This window comes from Flavivirga spongiicola (assembly GCF_030540825.1).
In the GTDB taxonomy this organism is placed as follows: Bacteria; Bacteroidota; Bacteroidia; order Flavobacteriales; family Flavobacteriaceae; genus Flavivirga; species Flavivirga spongiicola.
Genome location: NZ_JAUOEO010000001.1, coordinates 1,528,661 through 1,542,970, shown reverse-complemented (window position 1 = coordinate 1,542,970; position 14,310 = coordinate 1,528,661). Strand labels below are relative to the sequence as shown.

Genomic DNA, 14,310 nt, shown 5'->3' with positions numbered 1-14,310 from the left:
CACGTTTTAGATACCCTCATGTTTTCGAGTAAAGAATTATTCATAATACTAAAGTAATTATACATTGATTTTTATCTTTGCATAGTTTTGTAAAAATTGAAGAATAATGATAAAGAACTTTGTTGAAGAATTAACTTGGAGAGGTATGATACATACCGTAATGCCTGGAGCTGAAGCCCATTTAATGGAAGGTATGCGTAGTGCTTATGTGGGTTTTGATCCTACAGCTGATTCTTTACATATTGGAAACCTGGTGCCTATTATGCTTTTGGCACATTACCAACGTTGTGGGCATAGGCCCTTGGCTTTAGTAGGAGGGGCAACAGGAATGATTGGAGACCCATCAGGTAAATCAAACGAGCGTAATTTGTTAGATGAAAAAACATTACGTCATAACCAAGACGCCATTAAAAATCAATTATCACATTTTTTAGATTTTGAAAGTGACGCTGAAAATGCAGCGATTTTAGTGAATAATTATGATTGGATGAAAGACTTTTCATTTCTTGAATTTATTCGCGATGTTGGTAAGCATATTACGGTAAACTATATGATGGCAAAAGATTCTGTAAAAAATAGAATTTCATCTGAGTCGTCCGAAGGGATGAGTTTTACGGAGTTTACATATCAATTAGTTCAGGGATATGATTTTCTTCATTTATATAAAGAAAATAGCTGTTCCATTCAAATGGGAGGAAGCGACCAATGGGGAAACATTACCACAGGAACTGAGTTAATTAGGAGAGTTGGCAACGGAAAGGGCTTTGCCATAACCTGCCCATTGATTACAAAATCTGATGGTTCAAAATTTGGAAAATCAGAGGGTGGTAATGTGTGGCTAGATGCTAATAGAACATCGCCATATAAATTCTACCAATATTGGTTGAATTCCAGTGATGAAGATGCTGAAAAATATATAAAAATATTTACTTTTCTAACAGAGGAGGACATTAATGCTTTAGTTGAAACGCATAGAGAAGCACCTCACTTGCGTGCATTACAAAAACGTTTAGCAGAAGAAATCACCATGATGGTGCATTCTAAAGACGATTTAGAAAATGCTATAAAAGCCAGTGATATTCTTTTTGGCAAATCTACCAGTGATGATTTAAAAGGGTTGAATGAGCAAACATTTTTAGATGTATTTGATGGTGTGCCACAAACAGAAATATCTCAATCAGATATTGACAATGGCTTAGATATTATTGCAGCCTTAGCAGAAAAAGGAGGGTTTTTAAAATCTAACGGAGAAGCAAGGAGAGCCCTTAAAGAAAACTCTATTTCTGTAAATAAAGAGAAAGTAAAGGATGATTACAGTATTACAGTAAAAGACTTAATTAATAATAAGTTTGTGTTATTACAGCGTGGTAAGAAAAACTATTTCGTACTACGAATTGTATAAAAATAACAAAGCCTGATTTTAAAAATCAGGCTTTGTCTTAACCAACCAACTAAAAACTAAATTTTTCTTTTTCTTAGCTCTTGTTTTGTCGTAGCTATTCTAAATAACTTACACAAAAATTAAATTATTTTCTAGAAGCTTAAAAGACCATAAGATTACAACCACGAATATCTGAATTATCAAAACGGCCAATAACTTCAAATGTCCCATCATTATTGATGCGGCCTAAATCTTGAGTGGCAATAAAGGAGCAGGAATTTATATTAGCCAGATCAATAACATTTATCCCTCCTGTTTTGCCTGATGACTGTATAGAGAGCGGATCTTCGGTGTCACGTGTTAAAATACGCATCCAATTAGGGTAATTAAAAACACCATGTCCTTTAGAATACCCTTGGCTTAAAAGTTCGGTCATGCCATATTCGCTATGAATTGTGTCTACTCCAAAACCTGTTTTTAATTTTGTATGTAGATCTTCTCTAATAAGTTCTTTCCTCCTGCCTTTCATACCACCAGTTTCCATTATAATGGTATTGTTTAAATCAAATTGATATCTTTCAACCAGATCTAATAGGGCAAAAGAGACACCAATTAGTAAGACCTTTTTTCCATGGGAGTCCAATGCCACTAATGTATCTTTCAGTTCAGAATAGTTATTTAAATAAAACCCGCTTTCAGCATATTTTGATTGTTTAATCATAACATCTACCATATATATTAGTGAAGAACCTTCACGCTCTAAATAAGAAGGTAATAATGCTAGAATGACATAATCTTCAATAGGTCCGTAGAATTGCTGAAACCCTTGGGTAAAACTTTGGGTATAGATATTTAAATCTGTTACATGATGTTTACTAGTAATATCTCCAGTAGTACCAGAACTTGAGAAAGTGATTTTAATGGAGTTTTTAGAACTTAGTATCTCATGAGATTTAAAGAATTGAATGGGTAAAAAAGGAATATCCTCAATAGTTTTTACATCGCTAGGGTGCTTATATAGTAAATCGCAAAAAGAACGATAAACAGGATTGTTTTCAAATTGAAATTTAAAAATTTGCAGTGATAAATCTTCAAATTCAGTTTGGTTATTAATGTTGAAAATAGAATTAGTGTCAATCATAATTAATCGAAAAAAAATTCCTCGAGGTTTAATCTCGGGGTTTTCCTTGAAATTACCATTCCCGTGAACCTGTCTACAGGCAGGCAGGAAAGGGAATCTAAATATAGAATTTCGATTTCAAGAATTTCTTTATTTGAAAGACAAAAGTATGTAAAATAAAAAAGCGTTACCATTGGTAGCGCTTTTAAAATTTATTAATTGTGTGATATTACTTAATCACTAATTTTCTTGTTTCGCTAATAGCATTTTCAGTAATCTTTAGAATATAGACACCTTTACTTAAATTTGAAATGCTTAATTCTTTACCAGTTAAAATAGTAGAATATACCCGTTTGCCCAAAACATTAAAAAACTCAATTTTCTTAGTTAAATTACGTTTTGATGTTAGATATATAAATGTTTTACCACTATTAACGGGATTTGGATATATAGATAAGCCTTCTATATTTTGTTGTATAGGATTCTTGTTAACATTGTTCTGAGAAAACCCATATTGGGTAACTGTTAATGTTAAAGTTAAAAATAAAATGAATAGGTAGTTTTTTTTCATACGTTCTTTTCAACATCATAAAGGTAATAAATTACAACAAAAGTGATGCCAAAAAAGTGTTAAAGATTTAGTTATTTTGTCGAAAGATTAAATTACTGTAAATTATCAGTTACGTTAATGTTATTAATTTTATAATGTCAATAAAACGGTATTATAAGTTTTATCTTTACTTTAAGAAATAAATATAATTTGTTATTTAGGTATGAAAAAGAATGATATAAAGATATTATTAGTTGATGATGAGCCAGATATTTTAGAGATAGTTGAATATAATTTATCTAGTGAAGGTTATCAGGTTATTACTGCAGAAAATGGGTATGAGGGTGTTAAAAAAGCAAAAAAAGAACTGCCACAATTAATTATTTTAGACGTCATGATGCCAGAGATGGATGGTATTGAAGCTTGTGAATTAATAAGAAAAAACCCAGATTTAAAGAATAGTATCGTTACTTTTTTAACAGCTAGAGGAGAAGATTATTCTCAGGTTGCAGGATTTGATGCTGGTGCAGACGATTATATAACTAAACCCATAAAACCTAAAGTTTTAGTTAGTAAAGTAAAAGCACTTTTAAGACGTTTTAAAGAGGAAGATGTTGCCGATACTGTTAAAATAGGGAGTTTGGTAATCGATAGAGATGAGTATAAGATTATTTCTAAAGGAGAAGAAATTATTTTACCAAGAAAAGAATTTGAATTACTATCTTTATTGGCTTCAAAGCCAGGGAAAGTTTTTAAAAGAGATGAGATTCTTGATGCAGTTTGGGGTAACGAGGTCGTTGTTGGAGGTAGAACCATAGATGTACATATTCGTAAATTAAGAGAAAAACTAGGAGATACTAGTTTTAAAACCATAAAAGGAGTGGGCTACAAGTTTGTAGAATAATGCAGACAAAATTTAAAAGATCATATAGATTTTCCATAAAAACGTCATTATATATAACCTTATATACAACGCTCTTAATGAGTGTTTTTTTATATTATTTATATGAGTTTAACTGGCTACATATACTTGCTTTGTCAGTGAGCGTTTATGTCTTTTCTTTTTTAGTCATTCAAATTAGTGTAGAACGATTTATATATAAACGTGTTAAAAAAATATACGACGATTTAACACTTTTAGAATCTGCCAACCTAAATAAGGGGCCTATTACGACAGACATGAGAACACTTACCCAGGAGATTGATAAGTTTGCCCGTGATAAAAAGCTTGAAATAGAGACTCTAAAAGTTCGTGAAAAGTATAGGAAAGAGTTTTTAGGAAATGTATCACATGAACTAAAAACGCCTTTATTTACAGTGCAAGGGTACATTCTTACATTGTTAGATGGCGCCATGAATGACGAAAAGATCCGAGAAAAGTATTTAGAAAGAGCCAGTAAAGGTATTGAGCGATTAGGCTATATTATTAAGGATTTAGATATGATAACCAAATTAGAAGTTGGTGATTTAAGTTTAAATATAGAAACATTTGATATTGTAGAGCTGATTGAAAATGTATTTGAAATGTTGGAGATGAAAGCCAGCAAAAGGCGAATTACACTTACTTTTGATACAGAGTATAATAGATTGGTACTGGTTAAAGCCGATAAAGAACGGATACAGCAAGTATTGGCGAATTTAATCGTGAACTCTTTAAAATACGGAAGAGAAAAAGGAACCACAGAAGTTAGTATTGAAAACTTAATAAAAAATAAGGTTATTGTTCGTGTTACAGATAACGGTGAAGGTATTGAAAAGAAACATCTTCCTCGTTTGTTTGAGCGTTTTTATAGAGTTGATAAAAGTGGCTCTCGTAAAGAGGGAGGCTCAGGACTAGGACTTTCTATAGTGAAACATATTATTGAAGCTCATGACGAAAAAATATATGTAGAGAGTGAATTTGGAGTCGGTAGTGAGTTTTCATTCACACTCGAAAAGGTTGAATAGTTTTTTAAAATCCACGCTATAATCAAAAGATTTTAAACCTTTAAAAGATGTGATATTTTTTAATTTGTCCAATGTGAAACCCTCTTGACTACAACTCGGAACTAATTCTAAATCCGTCAATCTTTTTGCCAGGTATTCTTGTTCAAATTGCCCAGGTGTAGGTATAAAAAAAGCTTTTTTATTAAGTTTTGCTAAATCCATAATGGTAGTATAGCCAGACCTTGATAAAATTAATTCACTTTGATTAATGGTTTTTTCTAATAAATCCGAGGTCATAAAATTATAAACCGTTATATTTCCTATCATCTGGATAGTTTGTTCCTTTTCCATAATACCTTTAACAAAAACGACTTTTCCAGTATAATTTTTTAACTTTAAAAAAAGGGCGTCTTCAAGTAATGTGCGTTGTGGTTCGGGGCCAGAAAGTAGCACCATTAAATCATTTTTAACTTTTAAGCGTTTGTTTTCAAGCCTACTTAAAGGTCCAATATATTCTATAGGTATTTCAAAACTATTAGTATGTCCAAGTTTACCACTTAAATTAATTTTCTCTTTAGTGTCAGGAACCCAACACACATCAAATTTCTTTATGATTTTTTGATGCATTTTAGTGCTTAACCATGTGGTGCTTCCTGTTAAAACATTTAATTGATGTGTTATAAAAACAGACGGCACTTTTTTACTATAAACTCCCAGTCGGTTATCTGAAATGATGCCTTTAATATCATGGATTTCTATTATAAACTTCGTTTCTTTTTTCTCAGCTTTAATGGCTTTAATAAGTTTTGGTGAATCCTTAATTAGTTTTAATTTAAAATGCTTTCCTTTTTTAGCATAGGTTATATTATAAGATGGCAATTCTATGGACGAAAGCGATGGGAATTCTTTTTGTAAAAGTGTTAAAGCAACCCCGTCACTAGCAATAACAGGCTCAAAGCCATGTTTTATTAACTCATAAATAATAGGAATACTTCTTGTGGCATGCCCCAAACCCCAATTTAAAGGAGCTACTAAAATTCGTTTTTTCATCTGTTTATAAGCCTTCTTTAAAGATATGTACACATGGTAATTGCCGAAAGGTAGTTGTCATTTGCAAATAGTGATTTTGATTGATATCGAATTTTTTGGTTATACTCATTTTGTAAGTAATTAATAATCTGCCTTTAGCTTCATAAAAGGCAGTTTTTGCACTATATCTTCTTTAATTTAACTATGAACTAAATTAAAAAAAGGACCTTGCCACAATGCATCACGCAAGTTTTCAATAAAATCAAAGATAAGCATATAAACACTCTCGTATATTTCCTTAATTTTACCAAAATTTTAAATAATAGTGGGAAGTAAAAATAAACTCAGAAGATTTAAAGAGAACGAAACCTTTTCAAATGTATTTCAACCAACTAGAGATGAATTGATTCATGGTGAATATGAGTTAAAAGGTAATTGGAGAGCATCAGTATTTAAAAATGAAAACCCATTAGTATTGGAGTTAGGTTGCGGAAAAGGTGAGTATTCTGTAGCATTGGCGAAAAAATACCCCAACAAAAATTTTATAGGAATAGATATTAAAGGAGCACGTTTTTGGAGAGGTGCAAAAACGGCCATAGAAAAAGATATTTCAAATGTTGCTTTTTTAAGAGCGCAAATCGAATTAATAGACCATGCTTTTGCAGAAAATGAAGTGGACGAAATTTGGATAACCTTTCCTGATCCGCAAATAAAATACAAACGTACTAAGCATAGAATGACTAATGAGGTGTTTTTAAAACGCTATAAAAAAATATTAAAAACAGAAGGTGTTGTTAATCTAAAAACCGATAGTGAGTTTATGCATGGGTATACACTCGGGTTATTGCACGGTGCAGGGCACGAGATACTTTATGCCAATCATAATGTGTATAAACAGGAAGGCAGTCCGGAAGAGGTAACAAGTATTCAAACCTTCTACGAATCTCAATATTTAGAACAAAACAAACCAATTACGTATATTCGGTTTAAAATTAAGCATTAGTGAACATAACTTTTATCTTCATTTTAGGATTATTCATAGCTTTAATAGGGGTTATTCCTCCAGGGTTGTTAAATATGACGGCTGCTAAAATAAGTTTAAAAGAAGGTCACGCAAGAGGTATTATGTTTTCTATTGGTGTTTGCGTTATTGTTTTACTTCAAACTTATGTTGCTGCTGTTTTTGCAAGATATTTAAGTAAACATTTAGAAGTCGTAGACATTCTACAACGCGTAGCGTTCGTTATTTTTGTATTAATAACTATCTATTTTTTACTTATTGCGAAATCGAACCCTCAACAACAAATTGAACCACAAATGCGTAGTAAGCATAGTCGGTTTTTTCAAGGCATGTTTCTCTCGGCAATAAATGTGTTTCCTATTCCTTATCAAGCTTATATGACGATCACATTGGCGTCTTTTGGATGGATGTCTTTTGATCAAACCAGGATAATATCTTATGTAGCGGGAGCAGCCATGGGAACTTTTGTTATGTTATATATGTATATTTTCTTTTTTGATAAAATAAAAGGAAAATCGTTTACATCTCAAAAAAACATGAATTATGTCATTGGCGGTATTACAGGCGTTATTTCAATTATCACACTAATCAATATAATCAAGGAATTGTAGATTATGAAACTTCCATAACGAGATTTTGATTCCTAAGGGAATTACTATATGGAAGCTACATGTGACAAATAAAAAACAATGAAAAAGTTTAAACCACTTCAATATATATAAACACATGAAACGAGAAACCCTCAATTTTTTCGATAAAGTTTACGAGGTTGCCAAACTCATCCCTTATGGTAGAGTAACAAGTTATGGTGCTATTGCTAACTATTTGGGAGCAGCGAGGAGTGCACGTATGGTAGGTTATGCTATGAACGGTGCTGGAGGGAAAGATGTTCCTGCGCATCGTGTTGTAAATAGGAAGGGCTTATTAACAGGTAAACATCATTTTGATGGAACGAATCTTATGCAACAATTATTAGAAAGCGAAGGTGTTAAAGTTGTTGATCACCAAATACAGGATTTTGATAAGGTTTTTTGGAACCCTAACGAAATTGAATAGCCAACATTTATATTTTTAACTTGTTTTGAAGTTAGGTTTAATAATATAAGGATTATTCTTTTTTGTTGATAGGTTTAAAATTTTTGAGAGAAGTTCTGTTTCATTTTTAAAAAGAGATTCCTTTAAAAATTGCATTTCTTGTTCCATGGCTTCTTTTATTTGTTTTTTAAGCCTATCGGTAAGTGATAGGTTAAATAGCTTTTTATATAGAAAGGCATGATTAGATAGTGTAACTTCTCCATCACTTATACAAATAGATATTTTGTTTTTATCATCTATCAAAAAATATTCATCAGAAATAGGAGAAATCAATTTTTTTATAGATTCATCATTGGAATAATTAGATACTATATCAATAATAAATTTAGCATCTTCTTTTATTGCCTTTTTCTTAAATGTAAACATCTTTTTTTGTTTAAACTTGATTCATATTAATCAAGAAGATTATACTCTTTAGAAACAATAGTAATGCCAAAGTTGTTTAAATGACTCACTCACAGTGTTTTATCGTTTATAAGTGTATTTCAGCCTTATAATTATTAAATTATTAGTTGAATGGATTGATTTGTAGGATAATACGTATAAAAAATGAATTATTCAAGAATTTAATAGTAAATGAATAGAAGTTTCTCCAATCATTTTGCCTTATTACTTATTGTTTTATTATTTCCTAATTCATCAATAATTTGCAAATAATTACATATTCATATTATAACCAATCCTAATATTATCATAAGCAAAACTTCTAGCTTATGCCTTCAGTCTTCCAGCTTTATTATATATCTTTGTATCTTAGAATAAATCTAAATTAAGGAATGAAGCTTAATAAACAAGATATATTAAAAGCATTAGAATCTATTACTGTACCAGGAGAAGGACAAAATATGGTTGAAAGTGGTGCTGTAACTAATGTCATTACATTTGGAGATGAGGTTATTGTAGATATTACGATTAAAAACCCTAGTTTACAAGCAAAAAAGCGTACGGAGGTAGATATTTTAAAAACGATTCATGAGCAGGTTTACGAAAAAGCTAAAATTACAGTGAATGTAAAAGTAGAAGCCCCTGAAAAACCAAAAGCAAATGTAATTAAAGGTAATCCAATACCTGGAATTAAAAATATAGTAGCCGTAGCGTCAGGTAAGGGTGGTGTTGGTAAATCTACAGTGACAGCAAATATAGCGGTGACTTTAGCTAAAATGGGCTTTAAAGTTGGTGTTTTAGATGCCGATATTTATGGACCATCTATTCCTATTATGTTTGATGTAGAGGCCGAAAGACCTTTAGCAGTAAATATTGATGGAAAATCTAAAATGAAACCTGTAGAGAATTACGGTGTTAAAGTATTGTCTATTGGGTTTTTTACGCAACCTAACCAAGCTGTCGTTTGGAGAGGACCTATGGCTGCAAAAGCATTAAATCAAATGATTTTTGATGCGCATTGGGGAGCGTTAGACTTCTTGCTTCTGGATTTACCTCCAGGAACTGGTGATATTCATCTAAGTATCATGCAATCACTTCCAATTACAGGAGCGGTTGTAGTAAGTACGCCTCAAAATGTAGCATTGGCAGATGCTAAAAAAGGGGTTGCTATGTTTCAACAAGAAAGCATTAATGTGCCTGTATTAGGAATTTTGGAAAATATGGCATATTTTACACCTGAAGAGTTACCTGATAATAAATACTTTATTTTCGGAAAAGAAGGAGCTAAAAATTTGGCAGAGGACTTAAAAGTGCGTTTTTTAGGAGAGCTACCCTTAGTACAAAGTATAAGGGAAGCAGGTGATATTGGCCGTCCAGCGGCATTGCAAACGGCAACACCTCTAGAAAAAGCATTTGAGAAGTTAACACAAAATATTGTTGAAGAAGTAGTGAGACGAAATGATGATTTGCCTCCTACGGAAGCAATAAAAATAACAACAATGGCTGGGTGTTCAGCAGTTAAAAAATAACAGATGACTTCAGAAGAACTTAAAGTAAATGTTGAGAAAGCCTTAGAGGAGATTCGTCCATTTTTACAAAGTGATGGGGGTGATATCTCTTTATTGTCTATAGAAGAAAACGATACTCTAGTTAAAGTTCAATTAATGGGGGCGTGTGTGGGCTGCAGTGTTAATCAAATGACACTAAAATCTGGTGTTGAAATGACCATAAAAAAATATGCACCACAAATAGAGCAGGTTATAAATATTGAATAAATTTTAAATAATTTTTTCTCTCTTAAGAAACGTGTCTAAGCTATCAGCTATATCGAAGCAAGCACTTACTTTTGATACTTTATTGCAATAAGCACTGTCAAGGTCATGTGATTTACATTCAAAATCTGATAAGTCAACTTTTTCAAATTTTTTATTAACTTTTACGCATTGCTCATAAAGACTATTTATTGTTTTGAAACTGCTTGTGTCAATACCGCTTTTTATAAGATAACCTTTTAAATAATTCTCAATAGCGTATTGAGAATTTTTGCAAACCAAATATGCTACAACATCTTCTTCAGGTTTGAAAAGCTCTTTATTAGCCTGATTCAATTTTTGAGCAGCATTTAAAAAATACTTGCTGGCTTCATTTTTCATAATAAATATATTTATTGTTAGTAATACCAAGTATTATGTGTTCTCTATGTGGGCATAGAGAATATTATTTATACCAATTTGGTATTAAGGCATCAGGATATATTTACATATCTCTGTACAGTTCTAATCGTTCCCATTTTGAATTAACTTCCGTTTGAGCTCGTTTCAAAAGCCTGGCTCCAAGTTCGGCATCGTCTTTAACAACTCTTGAAAAACGCGTTTCGTTATACATAAAGTCTTTAAGAGGTATTGAAGGCGCTTTAGAATCTAATTTAAACTTCTTACCTTTTGGTTTAGACGGGTCAAATCTAAATAATGGCCAATAACCACTTTTTACTGCTTTTTCTTGCTGTAAAGCTCCATCTGCAAGATCATAACCATGTTCGCCACAATGTGAATATGCAATTATAATTGATGGTCCGGGGTAAGCTTCGGCTTCTTCAATAGCTTTAAGCGTTTGAAGGTCTTTAGCTCCAATTGCAATTTGAGCAACATAAACATTTTCATAAGAAACAGCTTGAAGCGCTAAACTTTTCTTACTAGTTCGTTTACCCGATACGGAGAATTTTGCACTGGCACCTAAAGGAGTCGCTTTTGAAGTTTGACCTCCAGTATTAGAGTAAACCTCGGTGTCTAATACCATAATATTAATGTTCTCTCCTGAGGCTAAAATGTGATCTACACCTCCATAACCTATATCATAAGCCCAGCCATCGCCTCCTAAAATCCATACAGATTTTTTACGTAGATATTCAGTAAGTTGGGAAAGTTTTTTAGCATTTTTAGTATTGATATTTGCAAGTTTAATTTTTAACTTATCAAGATTTTTGAAATTTTCTGCTTTCTCAGCCTCCGTTTTTTCAGGATTATTTAAAATAGCGTCAACTAATTCTGTTCCAACTTCATTTTCAATAGACTTAAGTAAGCTTACCGCAATTTCTTGTTTCTTACTTAACGCTAATTTCATACCTAAACCAAACTCTGCGTTATCTTCAAATAGGGAGTTAGCCCAAGCAGGACCTCTGCCAAACTCATTAGTTTTATATGGTGTTGTTGGTAAGTTACCACCATAAATGGATGAGCATCCAGTTGCATTTGCTATTAAAATACTATCTCCATATAATTGAGTTAATAGCTTAATGTATGGCGTTTCACCGCAACCAGAACATGCACCAGAGAATTCAAATAATGGATCTAAGAATTGTGACCCTTTTACGTTTGTAATTTGTAATTCCGTTCTGTTGTAATCAGGTAAATGAACAAAATAATCCCAGTTCTCGTCCTCTTCTGCTTCAACTTTAAGCTTTTTATGCATATTGATAGCTTTAAAGTTCTCGTCCTCTTTACTTATTGCCGGGCAAACAGCTACACATAGATCGCAGCCTGTACAATCTTGCGGAGATACTTGAAGCACATAAGATTCTTCATTTTTGTCAAAAGGCCTGCCTTTAGCGGCTACGGATTGTAATGAAGCAGGCGCATTTAATAATGCATCATTACGTACAACTTTTGCTCTAATAGCTGCATGCGGACAAATGGCTACACATTTATTACACTGTGTACATAAGTCTACATCGTCCCAAACCGGGACATTGTCTGCAATGCCACTTTTTTCATATTGGGTTGTTCCTGTAGGGAATGTGCCATCAACCGGAAATGCACTTACAGGAAGCTCATCACCAAATCCTCCAAGAATTTTTTCTAACACCTCTTTAATAAACCCTTCGGGCGCATTGTGCATGGCAGTTTGTAAATGCTTTTCACTTGTTACTTTTTTGGGATAGTCTACTTTTTCAAGATTTGCAAGCGCATTATCGACAGCAGTAAAGTTCATTTTAACGATGCTTTCTCCTTTATGAGAGTAAGACTTTATAATGGCATCTTTAATTCGTTGAATAGCTTCTTCTTTTGGTAAAATGCCAGAAATGGCAAAGAAACATGTCTGTAATACCGTATTTGTGCGTTTACCTAGATTAGACTCTGCCGCTACTTTACTTGCATCAACGATATAGAAATTGGCTTCTTTATCAATTATTTCTTTTTGCGTTTTTTTAGGTAGATGATCCCATATGTCGTCTTTAGAATAAGGTGCGTTTAACAAGAATGTTCCTCTATGCTTTAAATCTGCCACCATATTGTATTTTTCTATAAAATTGAATTGATGACTTGCAATAAAATCTGCTTTGTTAATTAAATATGAAGAATAAATTGGTTTAGGTCCAAAGCGCAAATGGGAAATGGTTTGTGCTCCAGCTTTTTTTGAATCGTATACAAAGTATCCTTGCACAAAATTATCTGTTGTGTTTCCAATAATTTTAATGGAGTTTTTGTTAGCTCCCACTGTACCATCGGATCCTAATCCGTAGAACATACAGTTAATAGTACTACTTTCAATAGTAAAGGACTCGTCGATTGGTAAACTTGTAAATGTAATATCATCATTAATACCAACTGTAAAATGGTTTTTAGGTTTATCGTCTAATAATTCGTCATAAATACCTTTAACCATTTGAGGTGTAAACTCTTTTGAAGATAAACCGTAGCGTCCACCAACAACAATAGGCATATCTCTATCGCTTTCATTTAAAGCTGTAATGACATCTTGGTATAATGGTTCACCAACGCTTCCAGGCTCTTTGGTTCTATCAAGAACAGCTATTTTTTTAACAGCTTTGGGCAATTCATTAACAAAGTGCTTAATCGAAAAAGGTCTAAACAAGCGAACAAATAAAACACCTACCTTTTCACCATGTTGCACCATGGCTTCGACTGTTTCCCTTGCAGCTCCTTCTCCAGACCCCATGAGTATAATAACTCGTTCTGCTTCTGGGTGACCTTCATAATAAAACAAACTATATCTACGTCCGGTATGTTTGTAGAATTCATTCATAGTAGCCTCAACAATCCCAGGTACTTTTTCGTAAAATATGTTTGAAGCTTCTCTGGCCTGAAAGAATACATCTGGGTTTTGCGAGGTGCCTCTTATTACGGGATGATCTGGATCTAGTGAACGTTTTTTATGCTCTAAAATCTTATCTTCAGGCATCATCGCTGTAATAACATCATCAGTAATTGAATCGATTTTTGAAATCTCATGTGAGGTTCTAAAACCATCAAAAATATTTAGAAAGGGAACTCTGGATTTTAATGTGGCTACTTGCGATATAAGAGCAAAATCATGGGCTTCCTGAACAGAACCTCCAAATAACATAGAAAATCCCGTCTGTCTTGCAGCCATAACATCCGAATGATCACCAAAAATAGAAAGTGCATGCGTTGCAACCGTTCTTGCAGCGACATGTATAACAGAAGGTAATAATTCACCTGCCATTTTATACATATTGGGAATCATAAGAAGCAATCCTTGTGAAGCCGTAAAAGTTGTAGTTAGGGCGCCAGCTTGTAATGAACCATGAACAGCTCCTGCCGCACCACCTTCACTTTGCATTTCTACAATTCTTGGTATATTATCCCAAATGTTTTTTTCCCCTTTGGAGCTAAATACATCAACATGTTCACCCATTGGTGACGCTGGGGTTATGGGGTATATGGCGCAAACCTCATTTGTTTTGTGGGCTATTCTTGCAACAGCTTCATTTGCGTCACAAATTAATTTTGGGATATTGTTTTCCATAATACATAAATTTTTAA

At 32.8% G+C, this 14,310-nt stretch carries 14 protein-coding genes; 8 read left to right on the top strand and 6 right to left on the bottom strand.

Going from position 1 to position 14,310, the window contains the following annotated elements; all coding sequences use genetic code 11:
* Positions 1–106 precede the first annotated feature (106 nt).
* Positions 107–1,402, top strand: coding sequence for a tyrosine--tRNA ligase (gene tyrS / locus Q4Q47_RS05910; RefSeq protein ID WP_303305727.1), 1,296 nt, complete (start codon positions 107–109; stop codon positions 1,400–1,402).
* A 139-nt stretch (positions 1,403–1,541) separates the two neighbouring features.
* Here tyrS and Q4Q47_RS05905 read toward each other — a convergent pair whose 3' ends face one another.
* On the bottom strand, positions 1,542–2,522 hold the full coding sequence (locus Q4Q47_RS05905; protein WP_303305726.1) for a LuxE/PaaK family acyltransferase: 981 nt from the start codon (positions 2,520–2,522) through the stop codon (positions 1,542–1,544).
* 208 nt (positions 2,523–2,730) lie between these two features.
* The gene (locus Q4Q47_RS05900) at positions 2,731–3,072 is read right to left on the bottom strand and encodes a T9SS type A sorting domain-containing protein (RefSeq protein ID WP_303305725.1); all 342 of its coding nucleotides are present in this window, start codon (positions 3,070–3,072) and stop codon (positions 2,731–2,733) included.
* Positions 3,073–3,274: 202 nt separating this feature from the next.
* On the opposite strand from Q4Q47_RS05900, the gene Q4Q47_RS05895 reads away from it, so the two are divergent.
* Both Q4Q47_RS05895 and Q4Q47_RS05890 read left to right on the top strand, forming a co-directional pair.
* Complete coding sequence (locus Q4Q47_RS05895; protein ID WP_303305724.1) at positions 3,275–3,955, top strand: response regulator transcription factor; 681 nt, start codon at positions 3,275–3,277, stop codon at positions 3,953–3,955.
* Positions 3,955–4,998, top strand: a complete 1,044-nt coding sequence (locus Q4Q47_RS05890; protein ID WP_303305723.1) for a sensor histidine kinase — start codon at positions 3,955–3,957, stop codon at positions 4,996–4,998. The genes Q4Q47_RS05895 and Q4Q47_RS05890 overlap by 1 nt, the downstream gene beginning before the upstream one ends.
* On the opposite strand, the gene Q4Q47_RS05885 is transcribed toward Q4Q47_RS05890, so the two are convergent.
* Positions 4,972–6,027: a glycosyltransferase gene (locus Q4Q47_RS05885; protein ID WP_303305722.1), complete on the bottom strand. Its 1,056-nt coding sequence runs from the start codon at positions 6,025–6,027 to the stop codon at positions 4,972–4,974. The two genes, Q4Q47_RS05890 and Q4Q47_RS05885, sit on opposite strands and share 27 nt — an antisense overlap.
* A 304-nt stretch (positions 6,028–6,331) precedes the next feature.
* Between Q4Q47_RS05885 and trmB the strand changes: the two genes are divergently transcribed.
* From trmB to Q4Q47_RS05870, 3 genes are all read left to right on the top strand, one after another.
* Complete coding sequence (gene trmB, locus Q4Q47_RS05880) at positions 6,332–7,009, top strand: tRNA (guanosine(46)-N7)-methyltransferase TrmB (RefSeq protein WP_303305721.1); 678 nt, start codon at positions 6,332–6,334, stop codon at positions 7,007–7,009.
* Entirely contained in the window at positions 7,009–7,638 is a 630-nt protein-coding gene (locus Q4Q47_RS05875; protein WP_303305720.1) for a lysine transporter LysE, read from the top strand. Before trmB ends, Q4Q47_RS05875 begins: the two co-directional genes overlap by 1 nt.
* A 115-nt stretch (positions 7,639–7,753) precedes the next feature.
* A complete protein-coding gene (locus tag Q4Q47_RS05870; protein ID WP_303305719.1) occupies positions 7,754–8,083 on the top strand; it encodes an MGMT family protein in 330 nt (109 codons plus the stop codon).
* A 15-nt stretch (positions 8,084–8,098) separates the two neighbouring features.
* Here Q4Q47_RS05870 and Q4Q47_RS05865 read toward each other — a convergent pair whose 3' ends face one another.
* Positions 8,099–8,488 carry a hypothetical protein gene (locus Q4Q47_RS05865; protein WP_303305718.1) on the bottom strand — a complete coding sequence of 130 codons (390 nt, stop codon included), beginning with the start codon at positions 8,486–8,488 and terminating at the stop codon, positions 8,099–8,101.
* A 410-nt stretch (positions 8,489–8,898) separates the two neighbouring features.
* Between Q4Q47_RS05865 and Q4Q47_RS05860 the strand changes: the two genes are divergently transcribed.
* Both Q4Q47_RS05860 and Q4Q47_RS05855 read left to right on the top strand, forming a co-directional pair.
* The gene (locus Q4Q47_RS05860) at positions 8,899–10,035 is read left to right on the top strand and encodes an Mrp/NBP35 family ATP-binding protein (RefSeq protein WP_303305717.1); all 1,137 of its coding nucleotides are present in this window, start codon (positions 8,899–8,901) and stop codon (positions 10,033–10,035) included.
* Between the two features lie 3 nt (positions 10,036–10,038).
* A complete protein-coding gene (locus Q4Q47_RS05855) occupies positions 10,039–10,281 on the top strand; it encodes a NifU family protein (protein ID WP_303305716.1) in 243 nt (80 codons plus the stop codon).
* Between the two features lie 3 nt (positions 10,282–10,284).
* Here Q4Q47_RS05855 and Q4Q47_RS05850 read toward each other — a convergent pair whose 3' ends face one another.
* Together Q4Q47_RS05850 and nifJ are read right to left on the bottom strand one after the other, a co-directional pair.
* Positions 10,285–10,659 carry a HEPN domain-containing protein gene (locus tag Q4Q47_RS05850; RefSeq protein WP_303305715.1) on the bottom strand — a complete coding sequence of 125 codons (375 nt, stop codon included), beginning with the start codon at positions 10,657–10,659 and terminating at the stop codon, positions 10,285–10,287.
* A gap of 103 nt (positions 10,660–10,762) precedes the next feature.
* Complete coding sequence (nifJ, locus tag Q4Q47_RS05845) at positions 10,763–14,293, bottom strand: pyruvate:ferredoxin (flavodoxin) oxidoreductase (RefSeq protein ID WP_303305714.1); 3,531 nt, start codon at positions 14,291–14,293, stop codon at positions 10,763–10,765.
* Between the last annotated feature and the right edge of the window lie 17 nt (positions 14,294–14,310).

Bases quoted from the DNA above. Each gene is read 5' to 3' on its own strand.
- Q4Q47_RS05900 (WP_303305725.1), bottom strand. From the start codon at position 3,072: ATGAAAAAAAACTACCTATTCATTTTATTTTTAACTTTAACATTAACA.
- Q4Q47_RS05895 (WP_303305724.1), top strand. From the start codon at position 3,275: ATGAAAAAGAATGATATAAAGATATTATTAGTTGATGATGAGCCAGAT.
- Q4Q47_RS05885 (WP_303305722.1), bottom strand. From the start codon at position 6,027: ATGAAAAAACGAATTTTAGTAGCTCCTTTAAATTGGGGTTTGGGGCAT.
- Q4Q47_RS05860 (WP_303305717.1), top strand. From the start codon at position 8,899: ATGAAGCTTAATAAACAAGATATATTAAAAGCATTAGAATCTATTACT.
- Q4Q47_RS05905 (WP_303305726.1), bottom strand. From the start codon at position 2,522: ATGATTGACACTAATTCTATTTTCAACATTAATAACCAAACTGAATTT.
- nifJ (WP_303305714.1), bottom strand. From the start codon at position 14,293: ATGGAAAACAATATCCCAAAATTAATTTGTGACGCAAATGAAGCTGTT.
- Q4Q47_RS05890 (WP_303305723.1), top strand. From the start codon at position 3,955: ATGCAGACAAAATTTAAAAGATCATATAGATTTTCCATAAAAACGTCA.
- tyrS (WP_303305727.1), top strand. From the start codon at position 107: ATGATAAAGAACTTTGTTGAAGAATTAACTTGGAGAGGTATGATACAT.
- Q4Q47_RS05855 (WP_303305716.1), top strand. From the start codon at position 10,039: ATGACTTCAGAAGAACTTAAAGTAAATGTTGAGAAAGCCTTAGAGGAG.
- Q4Q47_RS05870 (WP_303305719.1), top strand. From the start codon at position 7,754: ATGAAACGAGAAACCCTCAATTTTTTCGATAAAGTTTACGAGGTTGCC.
- Q4Q47_RS05865 (WP_303305718.1), bottom strand. From the start codon at position 8,488: ATGTTTACATTTAAGAAAAAGGCAATAAAAGAAGATGCTAAATTTATT.
- Q4Q47_RS05850 (WP_303305715.1), bottom strand. From the start codon at position 10,659: ATGAAAAATGAAGCCAGCAAGTATTTTTTAAATGCTGCTCAAAAATTG.